Annotated in this window: 18 protein-coding genes and 1 other RNA gene; 13 read left to right on the forward strand and 6 right to left on the reverse strand. The window is 58.9% G+C overall.

Annotated features, from left to right (window positions below):
* Positions 1-12 precede the first annotated feature (12 nt).
* The 6 genes from pdxA (at position 13) to GRI91_RS13565 (ending at position 5,768) form a co-directional block, all read left to right on the forward strand.
* A complete protein-coding gene (gene pdxA, locus GRI91_RS13540) occupies positions 13-1,044 on the forward strand; it encodes a 4-hydroxythreonine-4-phosphate dehydrogenase PdxA (protein WP_160737231.1) in 1,032 nt (343 codons plus the stop codon).
* Positions 1,041-1,856 carry a 16S rRNA (adenine(1518)-N(6)/adenine(1519)-N(6))-dimethyltransferase RsmA gene (gene rsmA / locus GRI91_RS13545; protein WP_160737232.1) on the forward strand — a complete coding sequence of 272 codons (816 nt, stop codon included), beginning with the start codon at positions 1,041-1,043 and terminating at the stop codon, positions 1,854-1,856. The genes pdxA and rsmA overlap by 4 nt, the downstream gene beginning before the upstream one ends.
* Positions 1,857-1,955: 99 nt before the next feature.
* Positions 1,956-3,167, forward strand: coding sequence for a hydrolase (locus GRI91_RS13550; RefSeq protein ID WP_160737233.1), 1,212 nt, complete (start codon positions 1,956-1,958; stop codon positions 3,165-3,167).
* Positions 3,164-4,180, forward strand: coding sequence for an arginine N-succinyltransferase (locus GRI91_RS13555; protein WP_160737234.1), 1,017 nt, complete (start codon positions 3,164-3,166; stop codon positions 4,178-4,180). Before GRI91_RS13550 ends, GRI91_RS13555 begins: the two co-directional genes overlap by 4 nt.
* The gene (locus tag GRI91_RS13560) at positions 4,177-5,427 is read left to right on the forward strand and encodes an N-succinylarginine dihydrolase (RefSeq protein WP_160737235.1); all 1,251 of its coding nucleotides are present in this window, start codon (positions 4,177-4,179) and stop codon (positions 5,425-5,427) included. Before GRI91_RS13555 ends, GRI91_RS13560 begins: the two co-directional genes overlap by 4 nt.
* A 107-nt stretch (positions 5,428-5,534) precedes the next feature.
* Positions 5,535-5,768: a hypothetical protein gene (locus GRI91_RS13565; protein ID WP_160737236.1), complete on the forward strand. Its 234-nt coding sequence runs from the start codon at positions 5,535-5,537 to the stop codon at positions 5,766-5,768.
* Between the two features lie 275 nt (positions 5,769-6,043).
* On the opposite strand, the gene ssrA is transcribed toward GRI91_RS13565, so the two are convergent.
* Positions 6,044-6,387: a transfer-messenger RNA gene (gene ssrA, locus GRI91_RS13570) on the reverse strand.
* A 13-nt stretch (positions 6,388-6,400) separates the two neighbouring features.
* On the reverse strand, positions 6,401-6,877 hold the full coding sequence (gene mscL, locus GRI91_RS13575; protein ID WP_160737237.1) for a large conductance mechanosensitive channel protein MscL: 477 nt from the start codon (positions 6,875-6,877) through the stop codon (positions 6,401-6,403).
* 167 nt (positions 6,878-7,044) lie between these two features.
* On the opposite strand from mscL, the gene GRI91_RS13580 reads away from it, so the two are divergent.
* Genes GRI91_RS13580 through GRI91_RS13600 form a run of 5 tightly spaced genes read left to right on the forward strand, consistent with a single transcriptional unit; the run spans position 7,045 to position 10,709 of the window.
* Positions 7,045-7,692 carry a LemA family protein gene (locus GRI91_RS13580; RefSeq protein WP_160737238.1) on the forward strand — a complete coding sequence of 216 codons (648 nt, stop codon included), beginning with the start codon at positions 7,045-7,047 and terminating at the stop codon, positions 7,690-7,692.
* Complete coding sequence (locus GRI91_RS13585) at positions 7,689-8,570, forward strand: TPM domain-containing protein (protein ID WP_237437901.1); 882 nt, start codon at positions 7,689-7,691, stop codon at positions 8,568-8,570. The genes GRI91_RS13580 and GRI91_RS13585 overlap by 4 nt, the downstream gene beginning before the upstream one ends.
* Positions 8,570-9,244, forward strand: coding sequence for a TPM domain-containing protein (locus GRI91_RS13590; protein WP_202385596.1), 675 nt, complete (start codon positions 8,570-8,572; stop codon positions 9,242-9,244). Before GRI91_RS13585 ends, GRI91_RS13590 begins: the two co-directional genes overlap by 1 nt.
* Entirely contained in the window at positions 9,241-9,786 is a 546-nt protein-coding gene (locus GRI91_RS13595; RefSeq protein ID WP_337190375.1) for an NUDIX hydrolase, read from the forward strand. Before GRI91_RS13590 ends, GRI91_RS13595 begins: the two co-directional genes overlap by 4 nt.
* 2 nt (positions 9,787-9,788) lie before the next feature.
* Complete coding sequence (locus GRI91_RS13600) at positions 9,789-10,709, forward strand: ketopantoate reductase family protein (RefSeq protein WP_160737239.1); 921 nt, start codon at positions 9,789-9,791, stop codon at positions 10,707-10,709.
* Between the two features lie 60 nt (positions 10,710-10,769).
* Here the strand turns inward: GRI91_RS13600 and GRI91_RS13605 are convergent, their stop codons facing one another.
* Complete coding sequence (locus GRI91_RS13605) at positions 10,770-11,693, reverse strand: isopenicillin N synthase family dioxygenase (protein ID WP_160737240.1); 924 nt, start codon at positions 11,691-11,693, stop codon at positions 10,770-10,772.
* Between the two features lie 16 nt (positions 11,694-11,709).
* Positions 11,710-13,038: a NupC/NupG family nucleoside CNT transporter gene (locus GRI91_RS13610; RefSeq protein ID WP_160737241.1), complete on the reverse strand. Its 1,329-nt coding sequence runs from the start codon at positions 13,036-13,038 to the stop codon at positions 11,710-11,712.
* Between the two features lie 121 nt (positions 13,039-13,159).
* Here GRI91_RS13610 and GRI91_RS13615 point away from each other — a divergent pair, with 121 nt between their 5' ends.
* Both GRI91_RS13615 and GRI91_RS13620 read left to right on the forward strand, forming a co-directional pair.
* On the forward strand, positions 13,160-13,801 hold the full coding sequence (locus GRI91_RS13615; RefSeq protein WP_160737242.1) for a queuosine precursor transporter: 642 nt from the start codon (positions 13,160-13,162) through the stop codon (positions 13,799-13,801).
* A 158-nt stretch (positions 13,802-13,959) separates the two neighbouring features.
* The gene (locus GRI91_RS13620) at positions 13,960-14,634 is read left to right on the forward strand and encodes a response regulator transcription factor (protein ID WP_160737243.1); all 675 of its coding nucleotides are present in this window, start codon (positions 13,960-13,962) and stop codon (positions 14,632-14,634) included.
* 197 nt (positions 14,635-14,831) lie between these two features.
* Here GRI91_RS13620 and GRI91_RS13625 read toward each other — a convergent pair whose 3' ends face one another.
* Both GRI91_RS13625 and GRI91_RS13630 read right to left on the reverse strand, forming a co-directional pair.
* A complete protein-coding gene (locus GRI91_RS13625; RefSeq protein WP_160737244.1) occupies positions 14,832-17,516 on the reverse strand; it encodes a TonB-dependent receptor domain-containing protein in 2,685 nt (894 codons plus the stop codon).
* A 79-nt stretch (positions 17,517-17,595) separates the two neighbouring features.
* The gene (locus GRI91_RS13630; protein ID WP_337190376.1) at positions 17,596-19,197 is read right to left on the reverse strand and encodes a hypothetical protein; all 1,602 of its coding nucleotides are present in this window, start codon (positions 19,195-19,197) and stop codon (positions 17,596-17,598) included.
* Positions 19,198-19,301: the final 104 nt, after the last annotated feature.

Below are 19,301 nucleotides of genomic sequence, written 5' to 3' on the forward strand. Positions count from 1 at the left end.
GGGCGCATTCGGGTGGCGGACACATCCTTTCCCCCGCTGGCGCTATCGCTGGGTGATCCGGCGGGAATCGGCCCTGAACTGATTGCGGCGGCCTGGGCCGCGCGATCGGCAGAAGGGCTACCTCCCTTCTTTGCCGTGGGCGGCGCCGAATTGCTGATGGCCGCCGCCCGCAGCCGCGGGCTGGATATTCCGATTGCCGAGATTGACGATCCGGCGGAGGCCGCCGCCGCTTTCCCCCACGCTCTGCCGGTATTGAAGGGACCAGATGGCCTCTATCGCCCGGGAGAGCCCGATGCCGAAGGCGCGCGGCTGGCACTGTGGTCCTTGGACCAAGCGGCGCAGCTGGCAGTGGCCGGACAGGCCGCTGGAGTGGTCACGGGGCCGATTGCCAAGTCGCTGCTGGCTGAAATAGGGTTCAGCTTTCCCGGCCAGACCGAATTCGTTGCGCATAAAAGCGGCGTTGCTGCGGCAGATGCGGTGATGATGCTGGCAGGCCCGACTTTAAGAACCGTGCCGATGACCGTGCATTGCGCGCTGCGTGATGTGCCGGAACTTCTGACTATTGATCTGATCTGCGCCCGCACCCGCATCACGGCGAAAGCTCTGCAGCAGGATTTCGGACTGGACGCGCCGCGCATCGCCATTGCCGCGCTCAATCCCCATGCTGGCGAAAATGGCCGCATGGGTGATGAGGAACAGCGCATCATTGGCCCGGCCATTGCGCAGTTGCGCAGCGAAGGTATCGACGCGACCGGGCCGCATCCGGCGGATTCGCTCTTCGCCCCACGCGCCCGCACCACCTATGATGTCGCCATCGCAATGTATCATGATCAGGCACTGGTCCCGCTGAAAGCGCTGGATTTCGACAAGGGCGTGAATATGACGCTTGGCCTGCCCATCATCCGCACATCCCCGGACCACGGCACCGCCTTTGCTATTGCCGGAAAGGGCGAAGCCGATCCGGGCGCAACCATCGCCGCCATCCGCATGGCGGGCGAAGCAGCTGCGCGCCGGATTTCGGCCAAACAGGCAGCCAGCGTATGAGCCTCCCTCCTTTACGCGAAGTGATCGCCGCCCACGGGCTGAGCGCATCCAAGGCTCTGGGGCAGAATTTCCTGTTCGACGAGCACTTGCTGGACCGGATTGCCGCCATCCCCGGCGATCTGACCGGACGCAATGTTCTGGAGGTCGGCCCCGGCCCCGGCGGGCTGACGCGCGCACTGCTGCGCGCCGGGGCGCAAGTGACCGCCATTGAACGCGATGCCCGCTGCCTGCCCGTTCTGGCCGATCTGAGCGACGCATTCCCTGGCCAGCTGCGCGTGATTGAAGGTGACGCGCTGAAAATCCGTGGCGATGATCTGTTTGATCAGCCTTATGCCGTGGTTGCCAATCTGCCCTATAATGTCGGCACAGCCCTATTCACTCAATGGCTTTCCGGTCAGGCATGGCCGCCGCGCTGGACATCGCTGACGCTGATGTTTCAGCAGGAAGTGGCACAGCGCATTGTCGCACAGCCGGGCGGTAGCACATTTGGCCGGCTGGCCGTGCTGGCGCAGTGGCGCAGCTCCGCCAGACTGGCGATGAAGGTGCATCGCAGCGCCTTCACCCCGCCGCCGAAGGTGATGAGCGCCATGGTCCATGTAGAACCGGCCACCATGCCCGAAGGGGTTTCGGCCCGGATGCTGGAACGTGTGACAGAGGCCGCCTTCGGGCAGCGCCGCAAGATGCTTCGCCAGAGCCTGAAAGCCCTGCCCGGCGCTGTCGAGGCCCTGCCCGCTCTCGACATTGATCCTCAGCGACGCGCAGAAACGCTCAGCATTGATGAATTCGTCGCGCTTGCCCGAAGCCTGTCCTGATCGCGCGCTGCGTTTCTGCCGGGCTATCTCCCTGTTCCCGGCCCCATTTCGCAAAAGCAGGCTTGGAGCCGGAGCGCAGCCGGGCTAGACTCGTTGCGGATGAAACAGCTTACCGATGAAGAACGCGCCCTGATCACCGAAATCGACCAGCAGGGCATGCTGGCCGCAGTGGAATTATGGGCTGATATCAACAGTGGCACCGGCCATCTGCCGGGGCTTGCCCGCATGGCTGAGGAATTGAGCACGGCATTTTCCGCCTTGCCGGGGGAAGTCTCTCTGATCGATCCTGCCCCCGTCACCACCATCGCCGCTGATGGTCAGGAAGTGCCGCGCGAGAATGGGCAGCATCTGGTATGCCGCGTGCGACCCGATGCGCCGCGCCGCTTTTTGCTGACTGGCCATATGGATACGGTCTATCCGCCCGATCACCCCTTTCAATCGATCACCTGGCTGGATGATGACACCATCAACGGCCCCGGTACGGCAGATATGAAAGGTGGCATCGCCGTCATCCTCGAAGCCCTCAAAGCCTTCGAGCGTAGCCCCCACGCGGCCGAGATCGGTTATGACGTGATGATCAATTCGGATGAGGAAACCGGGTCGCTTTCCTCCTCTGCGCTGATCCACGAACTGGCACAGGGCAAATATGCCGCACTGACCTATGAACCATCCGCCAGACCGGAAGGCACGCTGGCCCATGCCCGCGGCGGCAGCGGCAATTACGCGGTCACCGTTACAGGCCAATCCGCACATGCCGGACGCAATCCGCAGGATGGGCGCAATGCCATTGTCGCGGCAGCCGACCTCGCCGTGCGGCTGAAGGCGGCACAGCACGCCTCAATCAGCATCAACCCTGCCAAGATCGATGGCGGCGGCGCCAATAATGTCGTGCCCGATCACGCGGTTTTACGCTTCAACATCCGCCCCAAGACAACCGCCGCAGCGGAGCAATTTGAAAAGACACTAGCGCAGCTGATCACCGCGATAGAGACCGAACATGACGTGTCCCTGTCGCTCCATGGCGGGATCAGCCGCCCGCCCAAGCCCGTGGATGCACAGGCGGAAAAGCTCTTCGCACTGGTGCGTGATGTCGGCGCCGCGCTGGGACAAAATATCGACTGGCAGGATACGGGCGGCGTGTGCGACGGCAATAATGTCGCCGCCTGCGGTGTGCCCGTGATCGATACAATGGGCGTGCGCGGCGGCAAGATCCACTCGCCGCAGGAATTCATGATCGTTCCCTCGCTTTCCGAACGTGCGGCCCTGTCCGCAATCACTCTTCATCGTCTGGCTTCAGGAGCCCTTGCATGAGCTTCATTATCCGCGCCGCCACGCGCGACGATCTGCAACATCTGTATGAAATGGCAAAACTGACTGGCGGCGGTTTTACCAATCTGCCGCCCGATCGCCCTTCCCTGACGGCCAAGCTGGACCTTTCGACCAAGGCTTTTGAGCGCACGGATGATACGCTGGAAGATGAGACCTTTGTTCTGATTCTGGAGAATACCGAAACCGGGGAAGTGCGCGGCACATCACAGCTATTCACCCAGGTGGGCCAGAAATGGCCGTTTTACTCCTATCGGATCACCTCGCTGACCCAGCATTCGAAGGAACTGAACCGCACGATGCGCGCGGATATGCTCAGCCTCGTCAATGATCTGGAAGGGTCGAGCGAAGTGGGCGGCCTGTTTCTCCACCCCTCCGAACGGGCAGGCGGGCTTGGCCTGTTGCTGGCACGCAGCCGCTATTTGTTCATCGCCGCGCATCGCCCGCGCTTTGGCGACCAAATTCTGGCGGAACTGCGCGGGATTATTGATGAAAAGGGCGGTTCCCCCTTCTGGGATGCCATTGGCGGGCGCTTTTTCGGGATGAGTTTTCAGGAAGCCGACGAATTCAATGCCATTCATGGCAATCAGTTCATTGCCGATCTGATGCCCAAGCATCCCGTCTATATCTCCATGCTGGAGGATGGCGCGCGCAAGGTGATCGGCCTGCCGCACCCCAATGGCCGCGCGGCGATGCGGATGCTGGAGAATGAAGGCTTCGCCTATCATCAATATGTCGACATTTTCGACGGCGGCCCGAGCATGACCGCCCGAACCGATCAGGTCAGATCCATCCGCGATGCGGTGGAGATGTCGCTGGACGGCCTTCTGGATGAAGGCACGGGCGAGAAAGCCCTGATCGCCACGGGTCATCTGGCCTCTTTCCGCTGCTGCTATGGCAATCGGATGCTGGAAGATGACAGCATCCGCGTCGACCCCATGACCGCCAAAGCGCTGAATATCACCGATGGTGACATGGTATGGAGCATCGCGCGATGAGCCTTGTGGAAGTGAATTTCGATGGCCTGATCGGTCCGTCACATAATTATGCCGGTCTCAGCCTCGGCAATCTGGCCGCCACGCGCCATGCGGGTGACACCGCCCATCCGCGCGCTGCAGCGCTGCAGGGGCTGGAGAAAATGCGCGGCAATATGGAGCGCGGATTGGTGCAGGGGTTCTTCCTGCCCTTGCCGCGTCCCAATCGCGCCTATCTCGATGCCCTGTCAGCGGATGCGAGTACGGATCGCGGATTGATTGCCGGGGCATGGTCCGCCTCTTCTATGTGGACGGCCAATGCGGCAACTGTATCCCCCGCGCCCGACACGACCGATGGGCGGTGCCATTTATCGGTCGCGAATCTCGTCACGATGCCGCACCGCGCGCATGAATGGCCCGATACGTTGCGCCAGTTGCGACTGGCTTTTGCCGATCAGGACCACTTCGCCGTCCATGGGCCGGTTCCGCCCTCCTTCGGGGATGAAGGCGCGGCCAATCACATGCGGCTATGTTCCAGACACGGCGCGAGCGGGGTGGAAATCTTCGTCTATGGCCGGAGCGGCGGCCCCTTCCCCGCGCGGCAACATGAACAGGCCAGCCGGATCATCGCCCGCCGCCACGGTTTGAGCGCCGAGCGCGCTGTATTTATCGAACAGAACCCGGATGCCATTGCCGCCGGTGCCTTTCATAATGACGTGGTAGCCGTGGCCAATGAACAGGTGCTGTTCTGCCATGAGCAGGCCTTTGCCCAGCCACAGGCTGCCTATGATGAAATCCGTCAGGCGTTTCCCGAGCTGGAACTGGTGGAAGTCCCCGCCAGCGCCGTCTCGCTTGCGGAGGCGATCAAGTCCTATCTCTTCAATGCGCAATTGCTGAGTCTACCCGGCGGAGAAATGGCTTTGGTCATCCCGACCGAGGCCTGGGACAGTGCACCGGTCCGAGGATGGCTTGAAGCCATGCTGGCCGGCAATGGCCCCATTCGTCAGGTGATCCCGGTGGATGTGAGGCAAAGCATGGCCAATGGCGGCGGACCTGCATGTCTGCGGCTGAGGGTCGTAGCCGATCCCGCGACCATTGATCCGCGCTTCCTTCTCACGTCCGAAAAGGCGGATGCGATGGCAGAAATCATCGCGACAAGCTGGCCCGAGGCGCTTGCCCCGGCAGCGATTGGCGATAAGGAGATTGCCGCACAGATCGAACAAGCCAGATCATCCCTGATTGATACAGTCGGCCTAACGGAATTGGCATAAGCAACAAGCACGCTATAGTTACCGAACCGTTAACTTTTCGAATCATCGGAATTGCGTTGTTTGCCTCTGGGTAATCAACTGCCAGGCCCGCCAGATGAGGGAAACGCATGGTTCGCAAACTGGGCCGCCTGTTCATCATCAAGACTCGCTGGGAAGCGATGATGATCATCTATGCGCTGGCCCTGGGTGCGGTTGAACGGGGTAGTCACTATTTGACTCAGTATCCCGGCTGGGGTGGCAAATTGCTGTTCCTCGCCTGCATGGGATCCGTCTTCATGGCCGGCGCCAAGATTTTCGACTGCCTCGGACATGAAAAGCGCGCGGAGACGGCGGACGAGTAACCCGCCGCCCGCGCCGGCAACCCGCATATTCCGCAGCCCCAAATTACTCTTCTGCCGCGCCATCACATGCGCTGGCAAAGCTCACGCGCATGTGTGTTTTAGCGGATGTGAGTGACCGCAGTGCGGTGGCTCTTCCTCGATAGCGGGGAAAATGGGGCACGCCTGTTGCCAGGCTCACGCATATTTGTCTGGGGGTGAATGACCGCGGTGCGATCGTCCTTCCTCATTAGCGAGGAAAGTGGGGTGATTCTGTTGCCAGGCTCACCCCGGGCCCCTGGTATCCCTTCTGTTGCCCGGTGGGTCCAACCGCGCTTTAGCTTTGTAAATTCAGTCCGTTAGGACGTCAAATTACGCAGCGATTGCGAGTGCTTCGTTATCGTTGGCACTTGTGTGTTTTGAGCCTTGAACGGGTTACTCAGCCCGGGCGAAAGCGATGTCTTTCAACACACGTCGATCCTGGTTCGGCCCCGTCAGGACACCCGGAAAACCGGGAATTCTGGTGGAGCCGCCGGGTACTGCCCCCGGGTCCGCTGTGCCTATTGCACACCACATTTTATCGCCATATCCGGCCTAAACCGGCTATCCCCATATAGGGGTGCATCCCGTGATTGTGAAGATGTTTGCAGCGATCTTCAGTCCTTTGGCGTATTTCCGCCCTCTTTCAGTTCATGCAGAATTTGCTTCAGCACGTCGAGTTGCGGGTCGGTCGGCACTTCATTGGAGGCCGAGCTGTCCTCTGTTTCCTTCTGCTTTTCCTGCATTTCATCCAGCACGCGGTTCACGGTTTTGACGAGCAGGAACAGGACAAAGGCGATGATCAGGAAATCCAGCATCTGGGTCAGAAAATCGCCATAGCCAATCATCGTCGCGCCCGCTTCTTTCAGCTGCGCATAATTGGTCGGATCACCTGAATAATCAGCCGGCACATCACCCAGCAGGATAAACCAGTTGGAAAAATCGATATCGCCGAAAATCCACCCGATCAGCGGCATCAGAATGCTCTGCGTCAGCGACGTCACGATTTTGCCGAATGCGGCGCCAATCATCACACCCACGGCAAGGTCGAGCACATTGCCGCGTGCGATGAATTTCTTGAATTCCTGAAACATTCCTGATGCGTGCCTTCACCCTGCCGTAAAACAGCACTTTGCCACCCTTCCCGCCAAGCGCAAGTAGCAGCCGCAAATGGTTGAATGGTGGGATATGTGTGCTATTTTAATAACACACTTTGGAGATGCCCCTTGGCATCCGTCCTGACAGAAGGATTTCCGTAAACATGGCCCGATCACCTTTTGCCACCTTTGCGCGCTATGCCGTCCTCGCGCTCGCCAGCCTGTCGCTGGCAGCCTGCGGGATCAATTCGGTCCCGACCGCACAGGAAGAAGCGAAGGCCCGCTGGGCCGATGTACAGAGCGCCTATCAGCGCCGGGCCGATCTGGTGCCCAATCTTGTGGCGACAGTGCAGGGTGCAGCGAAGTCCGAAACGCAGATCCTCACCAATGTGACCAATGCCCGCGCCCGCGCAACATCCATCAATGTCACCACGGATGATCTGTCCGATCCCGCAGAATTTCAGCGTTTTCAGGACGCACAGAACCAGCTGACCCAGGCTCTGGGCCAGCTGCGTACAGTGGTGGAAAACTATCCCGAACTGCAAAGTCAGGCCCGCTTTGCCGATCTGATGACCCAGCTCGAGGGCAGCGAAAACCGGATCGACAATGCCCGCACGAAATATAACGAAGCCGTGCAAGACTATAATACTGAAATTCGTACATTCCCCTCAATCATCGGGGCCAAACTGATCCATGGCGCAGAGCCGATGGAGCCTTTTGCTGCCGAAGCCGGGGCGCAGGTCGCGCCGGATGTGAATTTCGATTTCGGATCTGAAGCGGCGCCCGCGAATACCCCCGCAGCAGCCAATTGATCGCCAGCATAGTGATTGATCGCCAACATTTCGCGCGGCCTTTTGCCGCACCACTCCTCTGTCTGCTGGCAATTTTGCTGCTGGCGCTGAGCGCGTTGCCGGCCCATGCTCAGGACTTCCCGGCACGTCCTGAAGGGCCGGTGCTGGATGCGGCCAATGTCCTCGCGCCTGCGCAGGAGCAACAACTCGACCAGCAATTGCGCGCCTATAATGCGCAGACTGGCCGCGCTGTTATTGTCGCAACCGTGCCCGACCTCGGCGGTGAACCCATCGATACCTATACCCGCCAATTGGCGGAAAACTGGGGCATCGGCGGCGCAGAAACTGAACAGGGCGTGCTGTTCCTGATTGCCCCCAAGGAACGCGAATTGTGGATCACCACGGCGCGCGGCGTACAGACCACGCTGACCGATGTGATGGCCGGGCGCATCATCCGCAATGATGTGGTTCCCCGCTTCAAACAGGGCGACATGGCTGGCGGAATTATGGCCGGCGTAAGCGGCATCATTCAGGTGCTGAACATGGACCCGGCAGATGCTGCCGCCATTGCCGAAGCGGAAGCGGCTGCGAAGAAAAAGGCAGGCAACGCAGATGGCGGGACCATTGCCAGCGCGATCTTCTGGATCTTCATGATTGGCATGTTCATGCTTGCCTTCGGACGCGGCGGACGCGGTCGGCGCTATCGCAGACGGGGCGGATTGGGCGGTGCCGAACTGCCGATCATGATCTGGGGCGCCAGTGAACTCGGTCGCCATTCCGGTGGCCATAGCGGCTTCGGCGGCGGCATGGGAAGCGGCGGAGGTTTTGGTGGCGGCTTCGGCGGCTTTGGCGGCGGCGGAGGCGGCTTCAATGGCGGCGGCGCCGGGGGGAGCTGGTAATGGTTACCTTGACCGAGCAAGACCACGCCATTGTCCGTGAGGCAGTCGCTCAGGCCGAGCTGAAAAGCTCGGGCGAAATCGTCACCATCATCACCGATCAGTCCGACACCTATGGCGATATAGCGCTGGCCTGGGCCGCCGCTGTCAGCCTGACACTGCTGACCATTCTCAGTTTCGAACATGCTTTTCTGCTCGATTGGTATGCCGGATTGCACGATGCCTGGAATGCCGCCTGGTTGCCCGCAGACCTGTTCGCCATGGCGGCAGGCGTGGGGATTTTCAGCTTTCTGATCGTATGGCTGGCGCAGCTCTGGCTGCCGCTGCGCTTTGCGATGGTGCCCGGCCGGGTGAAGGATGCCCGCGTGCAGGATCGCGCGATCGACCTGTTCCGTGTGGGCGCCGAAAACCTCACGTCAGGACGCACGGGCATCCTGATTTATCTCTCCATGCGTGAACATCGGGCAGAGATTCTGGCGGATGAGGCCATTGCGGCCAAGGTGCCGCCCGAAACATGGGGCGATGCGATGGGCGCGATGCTGGGCCATATGAAGGAAGGTCGCATTGCCGACGGTCTGGCGGCGGCCGTTTCCGAAGTGGGCGACGTGCTGGCTGAACATCTCCCCCGGGCGGATGATGATGAAAATGAATTGCCCGATCGGCTGATCCATCTGTGAGCGTGCCGGATCATGATGCGCCAGAAGAGATCATGTGGTCGGGAGACTGGATCACGGCAAAGAAGCGTGGCCGCTGGGAATATGTCAGCCGTGTGCGCAATATCCGCGCGGCTGTCATACTGGCGCTGGATGGCGATGACGTAATTCTGGTGGAGCAATACCGCGTTCCGCTGGGCCGCAATTGCATGGAATTGCCCGCCGGTCTGGTCGGCGACCTGGAAAGCGAGGCCGATGAAAGCGCCTTCGCCGCAGCAGCGCGAGAACTGGAAGAAGAAACCGGCTACCGCGCGCAGCAATGGGACAATCTGGGGGAATATTTCTCCTCTCCCGGCATGGTGAGCGAGAGCTTTACCCTACTCAAGGCTACCCAGCTTGACCGCATCGGCAATGGCGGCGGAGTGGATGGTGAGAATATTACCGTGCACCGGGTAAAGCGCGGCGACCTCAATCGTTTTTGCGCGGAGCAACGGGCCATGGGCAAAGCCATGGATGTCAAACTTCTGCTTCTGCTGGGAGCAGGCTTTCTGCAAGGCAAGGATTGAAAATGAAGATTGCTATTGTCGGTGCCGGAGCCATGGGCTGCCTCTATGCCGCAGCCTTCCACCGCGCGAAGAACACTGTCTCACTGATCGATGTTAATCGCGAACATATTGATGCGATCAATACCAACGGACTGCTGCTGGAAACGCGCCGGGGCAAGGAAAACCTGCCCCTGCCCGCCATGCAACCGCAGGATGCGGAGGAGACGGTGGATCTGATCGTCTTGTTCACCAAGACCTTCCACACCGATAGCGCGCTTGGCGGTGTAAAGGCCATTATCGGCCCGCAAACCCATGTGCTGACCCTGCAAAACGGACTGGGCAATGATGATGCTGTGGCCGCGCATGTACCGCAGGCCAACGTGCTGGTCGGCGTCAGCACCCTGCCCTCCGATCTTGTCGGCCCCGGTTCGGTCCGCTCATTCGGAGAAGGCGGATCGAAGCTCTACCCCGCCTTTGACAGCGGCGATGCCGGTTTTGCCGGACAGGTTGCCGATGCACTGAGCGAAGGGGGCTTGCCCGCAGAGCTCGACCCACAAATCCACGCGGCGATCTGGTCCAAAGCCATTTTCAATGCGACGATGAACCCGCTTTGCGCCCTGACCCGCCGCACGCCTGGTTTTCTGGGTTCCCATGCGGAAAGCCGGGCGATGATTACGCTGGCCGTCGAAGAAGGCGCCGCGGTGGCGCAAGGGTGCGGCATTAAGCTGGACGTTCAGTCCATTCATGACCTGACCGAATTATCCATGCGCGATCATGCCGATCATGAACCATCCATGCTGCAGGATCTGCATGCCGGACGGCGGACCGAAGTCGATTCCATCGCTGGCGCAATCGTTACAGCAGGGGAAGCCAGGGGCATCGCAGCGCCCACATTGGCAACCCTCTGGCGGCTGATCAAACTGGAAGAAGCCAAGCTCGTTTAAGGCGCGGCACCAATGCCGGGACCGGAGCCCTTGCACTCCGGACCCGGCACAGTCTTAAGCTCAGGTGAGATTGATTTCACGCAGGCGTTGCATCAGATAATCATGGGCACTGATCGGCGCCTCATGCGGCTCAGCCCCCGGCTCCACACAGGTTTCCAGCGCCTCGATCATGTAATCGGGTCGGAAATGCAGGAAGAACGGCATCGAATAGCGTGACCGCTGTGCCGCTGCGCCCGTGGGGTTGACGACGCGGTGCGTTGTTGAGCGCAATTTTCCATTGGTCAGCCGCTGCAACATATCGCCAATATTCACCGCCAGCGCGCCCTCCGGCGGCTTGACCGGCAACCATTCGCCTTTGCGTGTGAGCAGCTGCAGACCGGATTCCTCCGCGCCCAGCAGCAGGGTGATGGTGTTGATATCCTCATGCGCCGCGGCGCGGATCGCCCCTTCGGCCTCAGCCGATACGGGCGGATAATGCAGCAAACGCATGACCGAATTGCCATTTTCCACCGTTGCATCGAAGAAGTTGCGCTCCAGCCCCAGATGAATAGCAATGGCAGAGAGCAGCTTGCGGCCACTGGTTTCAAAGGCGTCGAACAGAGATGAAAACGTCTCGCGGAAACCCTCTATTTCATCCGGCCAGACATTCGGGGGCATGAATTCTTCCAGCGGGTCGCCAGCGGGCAAAGTCCGCCCGACATGCCAGAATTCCTTCAGATCATTGACCTGAGCATCCTTGGCGCGTTCGACACCGAAAGGCGTGTATCCGCGTGCCCCGCCCATACCGGCAATGTGATAGCTGCGCTTCACATCATCGGGCAAAGCGAAGAAAGCGCGCGATTTCTCTTCCGCACGCGCGATGAGATCCGCAGGAATGCCATGGTCGCGGATGACGGCAAAGCCATATTCCTCAAAAGAATGGCCCAGTTCATTGGCCAGATCTTCCAGTGGACGCTCAAGCGAGACAGAGGCGATATCATTCATCGCTAACACCTAGGGTTTAGTACGGGAGAAACAATCCGGCCAGCGCCGCGCTCATCAGATTGGCAAGCGACCCCGCCGCCAAAGCGCGAATGCCGAGCCGCGCGATAACCGGCCGCTGATTGGGCGCCAACCCGCCAGTGACAGCCATCTGAATGGCGATCGAACTGAAATTGGCAAAGCCGCACAAAGCGAAAGTCACAATCGCGCGGCTGCGTGCACCGAGCACTTCCGGCCCCATCCGGCCAAGTTCAAGAAATGCGACGAATTCGTTGAGTACGACCTTGGTGCCGAACATGCCGCCAGCAACACCGGCTTCATTCCACGGCACCCCGATCAGATACATCACCGGAGCAAAGACAAAGCCCAGAATCCGCTGAAAACTGAGGTCGGGATAACCAATTTGCGCTCCAAACCAGCCCAGCAGCCCATTGGCCAGGGCGACCAGCGCCACGAAAGCCAGCAGCATCGCGCCGACAGCCACGGCCAGCTTCACCCCGGTCTGAGCGCCTTGCGCTGCCGCTTCGAGCACATTGGAAGGCAAGTCATCACCATCCAGCGCGTCGGCGACCTCCACCTCACGCGGGGCATGATGGCCTTCCTGCAAAGCGCCGGGGCCATCGCCGCTGATCCGCGAATGCGGCAAATCATAGTCTGTTGCGCCTTCCGCTGCCAAGGAAGGCTCATCCTCATCCGGCATGATGATCTTGGCCATCAGAATGCCGCCGGGCGCGGACATGAAGGCCGCCGCCAGCAGGAAAGGCAGATAATCACGCCCCAGCAAACCGGCATAGGCCGCCAGAATCGTGCCCGCGACCCCCGCCATACCCACAGTCATCAGCGTGAACAGCCGCGATGGTGCCAGTCCGGCGAGATAGGGCCGCACGACCAGCGGGCTTTCCGACTGACCGACAAAGATATTGGCCGCAGCCCCCAGTGCCTCGACCTTTGAAATACCGGTCAGCCAACCGAGCAGGCCGCCGACCCATTTCACCACGCGTTGCATGATACCAAGGTAATAGAGGATCGACACGAGCGACGCGAAAAACACGATGACGGGCAGCGCACCAAGAGCGAAGCTGCTGGAAAGGGGATTGTTTTCCGGGTCGCCAAACAGGAACTGCGTCCCGCTATCGGCATAGGACAGGAGCGCCGCGACGCCGTTTGCCATGGTCTGGATAACGGCCTGGCCCCACGGCGTGCGCAAAACGAGCGCCGCCATCAAAACCTGAAGCAGAAATGCCGAACCAACCACACGCAGGCGAATCTTGCGCCGCGCGGTGGAAATAGCAAAAGCCATGGCAAGGATCACCAGGATCCCACAGATATTTACGAGGATAGGCGGCATTGGTTCCGCATGTTACGATTCTGATACCCCCTTCCATTACCGATGAGAGAGGCGGGGTCAAACGACAATACAATGAATTGGCGTACTTTCCTTTTCCGACAGATGGCAATAGCAGTGCCTGATGACCGACCATCAGACCCCTCCCATCATCCCGCTCCCGCTCTTCATGCTCTCGCTGCTGTATGGCGGAATGGCCTGCATCGCGGCCGTGTTGGGCAACAAACTGGTCGCTTTCGGGCCCTTTGCAGTGGAAGGCGGTATCTTCGCCTTCATCATGCTGGTGGTAATTTCCAGCGCGATTGCGGAATTATATGGCAAGAGCACGGCAGACCGGCTGGTGCTCTTCGGCTTCATACCGATTCTGGTGGCGATGGCCCTGATCCAGATCGTGATCGCCCTGCCCGGCGCCTCTTTCTGGTCGGAGGAAAGCCGGATGGCGTATGAGCTGATCCTCGACCAATCGACGCGATTGATGTTTGCCGGCATTGTTGCCTATGGAACGTCGCAATTGCTCAATGTGTTTCTGTTCACCCGCCTGCGCGCTTCGGTCGGTCCGATGGTGTGGCTGCGCGGCGCGATTGCCGGGATGCTCAGCCAGGCGGTCGATACGCTGATTTTCATCACCATCGCCTTTTACGGAATTGAGCCGCTGGGTGATCTTATTCCGGGACAATTGATCGCCAAGGTTTTGCTCTCACTGATACTGGTTCCGCCGCTGATCACGATTTGCGTTCGGGTTTCGCGGCGGTTTGACCGGGTCTGATCCCAGACCGGAGCGGCCCCACGCAGCTGCCCCTGCCATTGATGCCCGATGCAACCCGGCAGAGCCATCCGTTAATCTTTGCGTCCAAATCTCGCAAACAGTCATAGTCCAGTCACATCCACGCGCCATTCGCCTTCAAAGAAAGGGGATTTGTGCGCATGGAACGCGTGACCATATTTTCAACCGACAATGCGGCCGAATCCTTTGACGATTTCGAGCATGACGGCTGCCGCTATTGTTTCTCGGCCATCGGGCCAGATGGACCGGCGGGTCTGATCGACGGTCCCTTATGGATCTTCCTCGATTGGGTGATGCCGGAAATGTCCGGATTGGAAATGTGCCGCCGACTGCGCGCCAATAGCCGCACCGCACAGGCGCATATCACCATGGTTCTGGATCAGGATGATGCAGAGGACCGCCGGCGTGCCTTGCGGGCTGGCGCTGATGATTACATGGTGGGCCGGGCTGACCGGCACGCCATGCTGGACCGGGTGATGGCGCTCCATTCGCTCGAAACGCCGCGATTGTCAGCCCAGGTACTCGAACTGAGTGATTTCCGGATCGATCTGGGCGCGGAACAGGCCAAATGGCGCGGCAATACGATACAGCTGCGGCCCAATGAATTCCGCTTGCTGCGCTTCATGGTCGAAAATCCCAATCGTGTGCTTTCACGGCAGGAATTGATTGACGGTTTGGGCAAGAAGGACGAGCCGATGGATCTGCGCACCGTAGACGTGTGGATCAAGCGGCTACGTTTCGGTCTGAAAAATGCGGGCGCAGGCTCGCTTCTGCGAACCGTCCATGCCAAAGGCTACGTGCTCGACGCGAGTTAGCGCCGCAGTCCATTTCATTTTCAGTAGCGAGAGAGTTGAACCGGTGGTTCTGTTCATACAGGCCGCCGTTTTTCGCGTGCCCTGACGGCTCAGGCTCGGCGTCCTGAGCAAGCAGCCAGCTGAAAGCAGCGGCCTAGCGCTGGGGCCGAGGGAAAAGCACCCGGCCGCGCGAGGCGGCCGGGCTTAGTGGGTGGTTCTTAGAAGTTGGCCGAAACAGACAGGCTCAGTTTCGTGCCAAGGTCATATGTGTTGATGTCGATGCGGTAATCATCATTGGCCTGATATTCTTCATTATTCTGACCAAAGATGTTGCGTGCTTCGAACTTCCATTCTGTGTCTATACCGAGCAAATCAATGCCTTCCCGCCACACAAAGTCAACCCGCAAGCCGGGCTCTTCGATAATATCGGGATAGGTGCCATCGCCCCGACCGACCACACGCTTGCTGGCATAGTTCAGCAAAATCGTCTGCTGCGACAACTTGTCCGTGCTTTCCATGCCGAATTGCAGATTGGCCAGATGGTCGGATTGTCCGGTCATCGGCGTCCCGTCGGTAAACACATTACTGGCAGCCGTTTCGCCCAGCCCGTACCGAACGACCTTGTCATCATCGCCGACATTCAACTTTGAATCGGTGAATGTGTAATTGGCAATCGTGAACAGGCGGCGCCCCTGAAACATTCCGCCCCAATCATAGAGATCGAAATATTTGATGCCTTCGACCTCTACCCCATACAGCTGCGCTTCTGGTGCATTGGCAAAGTTACCGCTGGTTCCGTTCGCGCCGAACTGAATGTAAACTTCGATCGGGTTATCGATTTTCTTGTAGAAACCACCGATAGTAACCCGCTCACCGCCGCCCAAGTAATATTCGGCGCGCACTTCCGCGTTGAACAATTTGCTGTCAACCAGCAGCGGATTGCCGCGGAAAGAGCGGTTGGTTTCGGGATCGTAATAGAGCACCGGCAGCAATTCGCGGAATTGCGGGCGCGCAATGGTTTTGGACGCGCTGGCCCGCAACTGCAGCTCTGATGACGGCTGCCAGGTGATCGTGCCGCCCGGCAGGAAGTAATCATTGCTCCTATTCAGCGAAATGGGATCAACCGGAGGTTCAACGAAGACATTCAGGCTGCGAACCGTCTGATCTGCGGTTTCATATCTAACGCCGAGATCAAGCGTTACATAGTCGATCGGCTCCCAATTGATCTTCGCGTAACCGGCATTCACTTCAAGACCAGCAGCGAAGCCCGGAGAGGTTTCCGTGAGCTCGGTCAGTGAATAGTTGAAATATTTCACCGGAGCGGACCCGATCAGAAAGTCCGGACGCAGCGCAAAAACGCCCGTGGGCGTAGATTGCGGCGCGGTGATCGCAAATTCCCGGCGTGCCGATTTGCGGGACGTATCCGTGTAGGCATAACCAACACTCGCCCCCAGACGATCCGTCAGCAAATAGCTGAAATCGATCCCGCCTGCCCACAGATCTTCATTCAGATCTGAGAAGGCAATGTTGGCTGCACCGCTTTCCCCATTGTTGAGACGGTTGAGATAGATGTCGCCAAAAGGATCGTTGGCCTTATTCGTCTTGGCGTAGAGAAACGTGGTTTCAAACGGCGCCTCACGCTGCGAGTTGGCATAGCTCGCGCGCAAATCGATGCCCAAATCACCAAAATGCATTTCACCGACAAATTGGGAATTGATCAGCTGCCGCTCATACCATGCGGTGTTTTGTTCGAAATAATCGAACCCGGTGTCGCTATCATTGAAATCGCGCATCCGGGTCTGCTTGACCGTGTCGCGGATATACAAATTGGTGAAGCGGAATTTGTGGCGATTAAGCTCAACCCCGATACCAAGCAGTCCATTGACCTTGATATTATTATCAGTGTTGATGGAGCGCCCGTCATACCGGATCGTGTCCAGCTCACCGGTAGTAGCGCTTTGCTGCAAGATATCGCGGGTGCGCCATTCATTGCTATAGGATGCCGTCGCGATAACACCGATCAGAGCATCGCCAGCATAGAAGGACGTGCCGCCGGTCACGGAAGCAGACCAATCGACCGGCACCTGATCCAGCTTCTGCGTCAGCGAAAGATCACGATTGACCAGTTCCGGAATGATTGCATCCGTGTCTGACCCGAATTCAGATAGCTTCCTGCCACTGGCGAAGAAAGCGTTGAGATTGGGCGGCACATCACGGGTGGAATTGTCGAACCCGGTCCAGTCGGAACCTGCACCGTAGTAGCTATAGCCGAAATGGCCCGTAGTCTCGGTATTGCCGCTAATGCCGCCACCCACTGTCAGGAAGGATTCATCGGGAATGGCAATGGTGGTGAGATTGATCACCCCGCCGCCGAATTCGCCGGGGTAATTGGCGGAGTAGGTTTTCTGAACCAGCGAGGAAGCAACCACATTGGTCGGAAAGATATCAAGCGGAACAACGCGCTTGAGCGGTTCCGGGCTGGGAAGCGGCAAGCCGTTGAGCATGGCCAGCGAATAGCGATCCCCCAGACCGCGAACATAGACATAACCATCACCCACCACGGACAGACCCGTGACATGGGATAGCGCACCGGCAATGTCGCCCTCACCCGTGCGGGCGATGTCTTCCGTGGACAAGACATTCAGCACCTGCGCCGAATTACGGATTTCATCGCGCTGAACGCGTCCGGTAACGATGATTTCGCCGCCAAGAGAAACGTCAGGAGCGCTTCCCAGCTCATTCTGCTGCGCGCCGCCCGGTTCCGCGTCAGTTGGGTCAGCGGCAATCTCTTCTGTGGGCTGCGGCGGCAAGGATGCTCCGCCATCCTGCGCCATGGCCGTGCCAGGCAGGACGAGAGCGGTAGTGGCAAGCAGAGTGGCGCTAAGCCAGAAAGGCTGGTTCATGAGGTCCCCCGATAATTCCAAGTGAAACAGGGGGTGGCCGTATAAACAGCCACCCCCCTTTTCATTCTGTTCGCCAGGCTCAGTTGAACGGCGAGGCGGAGCAACTCACGCCCGAACCGAAATTGGCGATCGAGCTGTCACAGGTCCAGCCGCGATACCACGTATCATTGGCGTCCCTGACGGCGCCGACATAACCGACATTGTCAAAAGTGAAGCCATTGCGGTTGAACGGGGTTGGGTTCCAGCTAACGGCAGCGGATTCGTTCGTGCCGTTAACGAAATTGGTCAGCGTACTCGTAAACGCCGCATCACTCGCGACACCGCCACTGAACTCGTCATTGCTGGTGGCCTTGAATGACGCTTCAACAGCGGCCGCATTCACATCTGAATCATCCGTGAAAGGAGTGCTGCATTGCATATAGACAGCGGAGAAGAAGGGATGACCGTTTTCATCGCCCGAACCGGTCGCTGCATCTGCCCGTGTTTGATTGGTTTCCACCTGATCAATGTCGATACATTCGTTGCCCTTGGCTTCCAGAACGACATTGGCGAGTGACAAGTCAGCACCGCCGCGGAACTTCCATGCCGCCGCATCAGGTGTGTCGCTCAGCTGAAGGAACGTCGCATTGGCAATGCGTGTATCCTGGCGTGGTGGGTTATTCTGGTTGCTGCTGCTGTCTGCCTCGATGATGCCATTGCCAGTGCTGGCACGCTGCACGGCGATGACATATTGCATATTCGCCTGAACACCGAAGTCCGTATCGATCGAGTCATCGCTCGCCCCGACCACGACGGCGTGTTTCATATTCATGTAGCCGCCGAAGAACTCCATCCCGTCATCCGAGCTGTTGAAGGACTGGAAGTAATCCACCTCAGTGCCCGTTCCGGTACCGCCGGTTGTGAGAGACTGCAGTTCGTTATCCTTGGCAATTGCGAAGCCAGAATAGCGGATCTGAAAATACTTCATCACGCCGGAATTATCGTTGTCGGTTCCGCCGCCGAAGAAGCCTCCTGAAGACACACCTTCGATCTGGTTTTCGCAATCTGCGGTACCTGGAGTGCCGCTAGGGCAATCGCTGATCGGCGCGCGTCCGAGCAGGATTACACCGCCCCACTGGCCATCGTCGCTATCGCTCGTGTTGCCAAGGATATTCTGGCGCGAGGTGAAGATGATTGGATCATTGGCTGAACCAACCGCATTGATCTTGTTGCCGCGGTTTACGACCAGATAACTGTTACCGGTGCCGCCGAACAGAACCACACCCGGCTGAATCGTCAGAGTGACATTGGTTGCAGGCGTTTCGCCACTTTCATAAGTAGCATCCGCATCGTCACCGACATTGACGGCGCCAGAAATCTCGTAAACGACTTTCGCATCATCCGGCGTATCGGACAGGGTCGTGCTGGACGTGAACGTGCTTGGCAGAACGCAGCTACGAACTGTTCCGCCCGGAACATTTATGATGCCGCCATCGGACACACCCGAAATGCTGGGGCAGCTGGCAGCCGCCGTATAAGTGCCTGACGGTGTCGGAGTAGGCGTGCCGGGCGTAGGTGTCGGCGCCGGGTTTTCGATGATGATGTCACCGCCCGTGCCGGGCGAGGAAATTTCTTCTGGTCCACATGCGGCCAGTGCCAGCATGCTAGAACCGATGATCAGCGAGCGGGTAATAGTCTTCACAGCAGGTGTCCCCCAACCTTGAGAATCAAGTTTCGCGAAAAGGGTATCGCGGGGCTTCAGCTAGGACCGTGAAGTGACAGTTTCTTTGCAGATATGGGTTATTC

It is taken from the genome of Altericroceibacterium endophyticum, assembly GCF_009827595.1.
Classification (GTDB): Bacteria; Pseudomonadota; Alphaproteobacteria; order Sphingomonadales; family Sphingomonadaceae; genus Altericroceibacterium; species Altericroceibacterium endophyticum.

Bases quoted from the DNA above. Each gene is read 5' to 3' on its own strand.
- GRI91_RS13565 (WP_160737236.1), top strand. From the start codon at position 5,535: ATGGTTCGCAAACTGGGCCGCCTGTTCATCATCAAGACTCGCTGGGAA.
- GRI91_RS13615 (WP_160737242.1), top strand. From the start codon at position 13,160: ATGACCGACCATCAGACCCCTCCCATCATCCCGCTCCCGCTCTTCATG.
- GRI91_RS13625 (WP_160737244.1), bottom strand. From the start codon at position 17,516: ATGAACCAGCCTTTCTGGCTTAGCGCCACTCTGCTTGCCACTACCGCT.
- rsmA (WP_160737232.1), top strand. From the start codon at position 1,041: ATGAGCCTCCCTCCTTTACGCGAAGTGATCGCCGCCCACGGGCTGAGC.
- GRI91_RS13555 (WP_160737234.1), top strand. From the start codon at position 3,164: ATGAGCTTCATTATCCGCGCCGCCACGCGCGACGATCTGCAACATCTG.
- GRI91_RS13610 (WP_160737241.1), bottom strand. From the start codon at position 13,038: ATGCCGCCTATCCTCGTAAATATCTGTGGGATCCTGGTGATCCTTGCC.
- GRI91_RS13590 (WP_202385596.1), top strand. From the start codon at position 8,570: ATGGTTACCTTGACCGAGCAAGACCACGCCATTGTCCGTGAGGCAGTC.
- GRI91_RS13580 (WP_160737238.1), top strand. From the start codon at position 7,045: ATGGCCCGATCACCTTTTGCCACCTTTGCGCGCTATGCCGTCCTCGCG.
- mscL (WP_160737237.1), bottom strand. From the start codon at position 6,877: ATGTTTCAGGAATTCAAGAAATTCATCGCACGCGGCAATGTGCTCGAC.
- GRI91_RS13605 (WP_160737240.1), bottom strand. From the start codon at position 11,693: ATGAATGATATCGCCTCTGTCTCGCTTGAGCGTCCACTGGAAGATCTG.
- GRI91_RS13600 (WP_160737239.1), top strand. From the start codon at position 9,789: ATGAAGATTGCTATTGTCGGTGCCGGAGCCATGGGCTGCCTCTATGCC.
- GRI91_RS13620 (WP_160737243.1), top strand. From the start codon at position 13,960: ATGGAACGCGTGACCATATTTTCAACCGACAATGCGGCCGAATCCTTT.
- GRI91_RS13560 (WP_160737235.1), top strand. From the start codon at position 4,177: ATGAGCCTTGTGGAAGTGAATTTCGATGGCCTGATCGGTCCGTCACAT.
- GRI91_RS13550 (WP_160737233.1), top strand. From the start codon at position 1,956: ATGAAACAGCTTACCGATGAAGAACGCGCCCTGATCACCGAAATCGAC.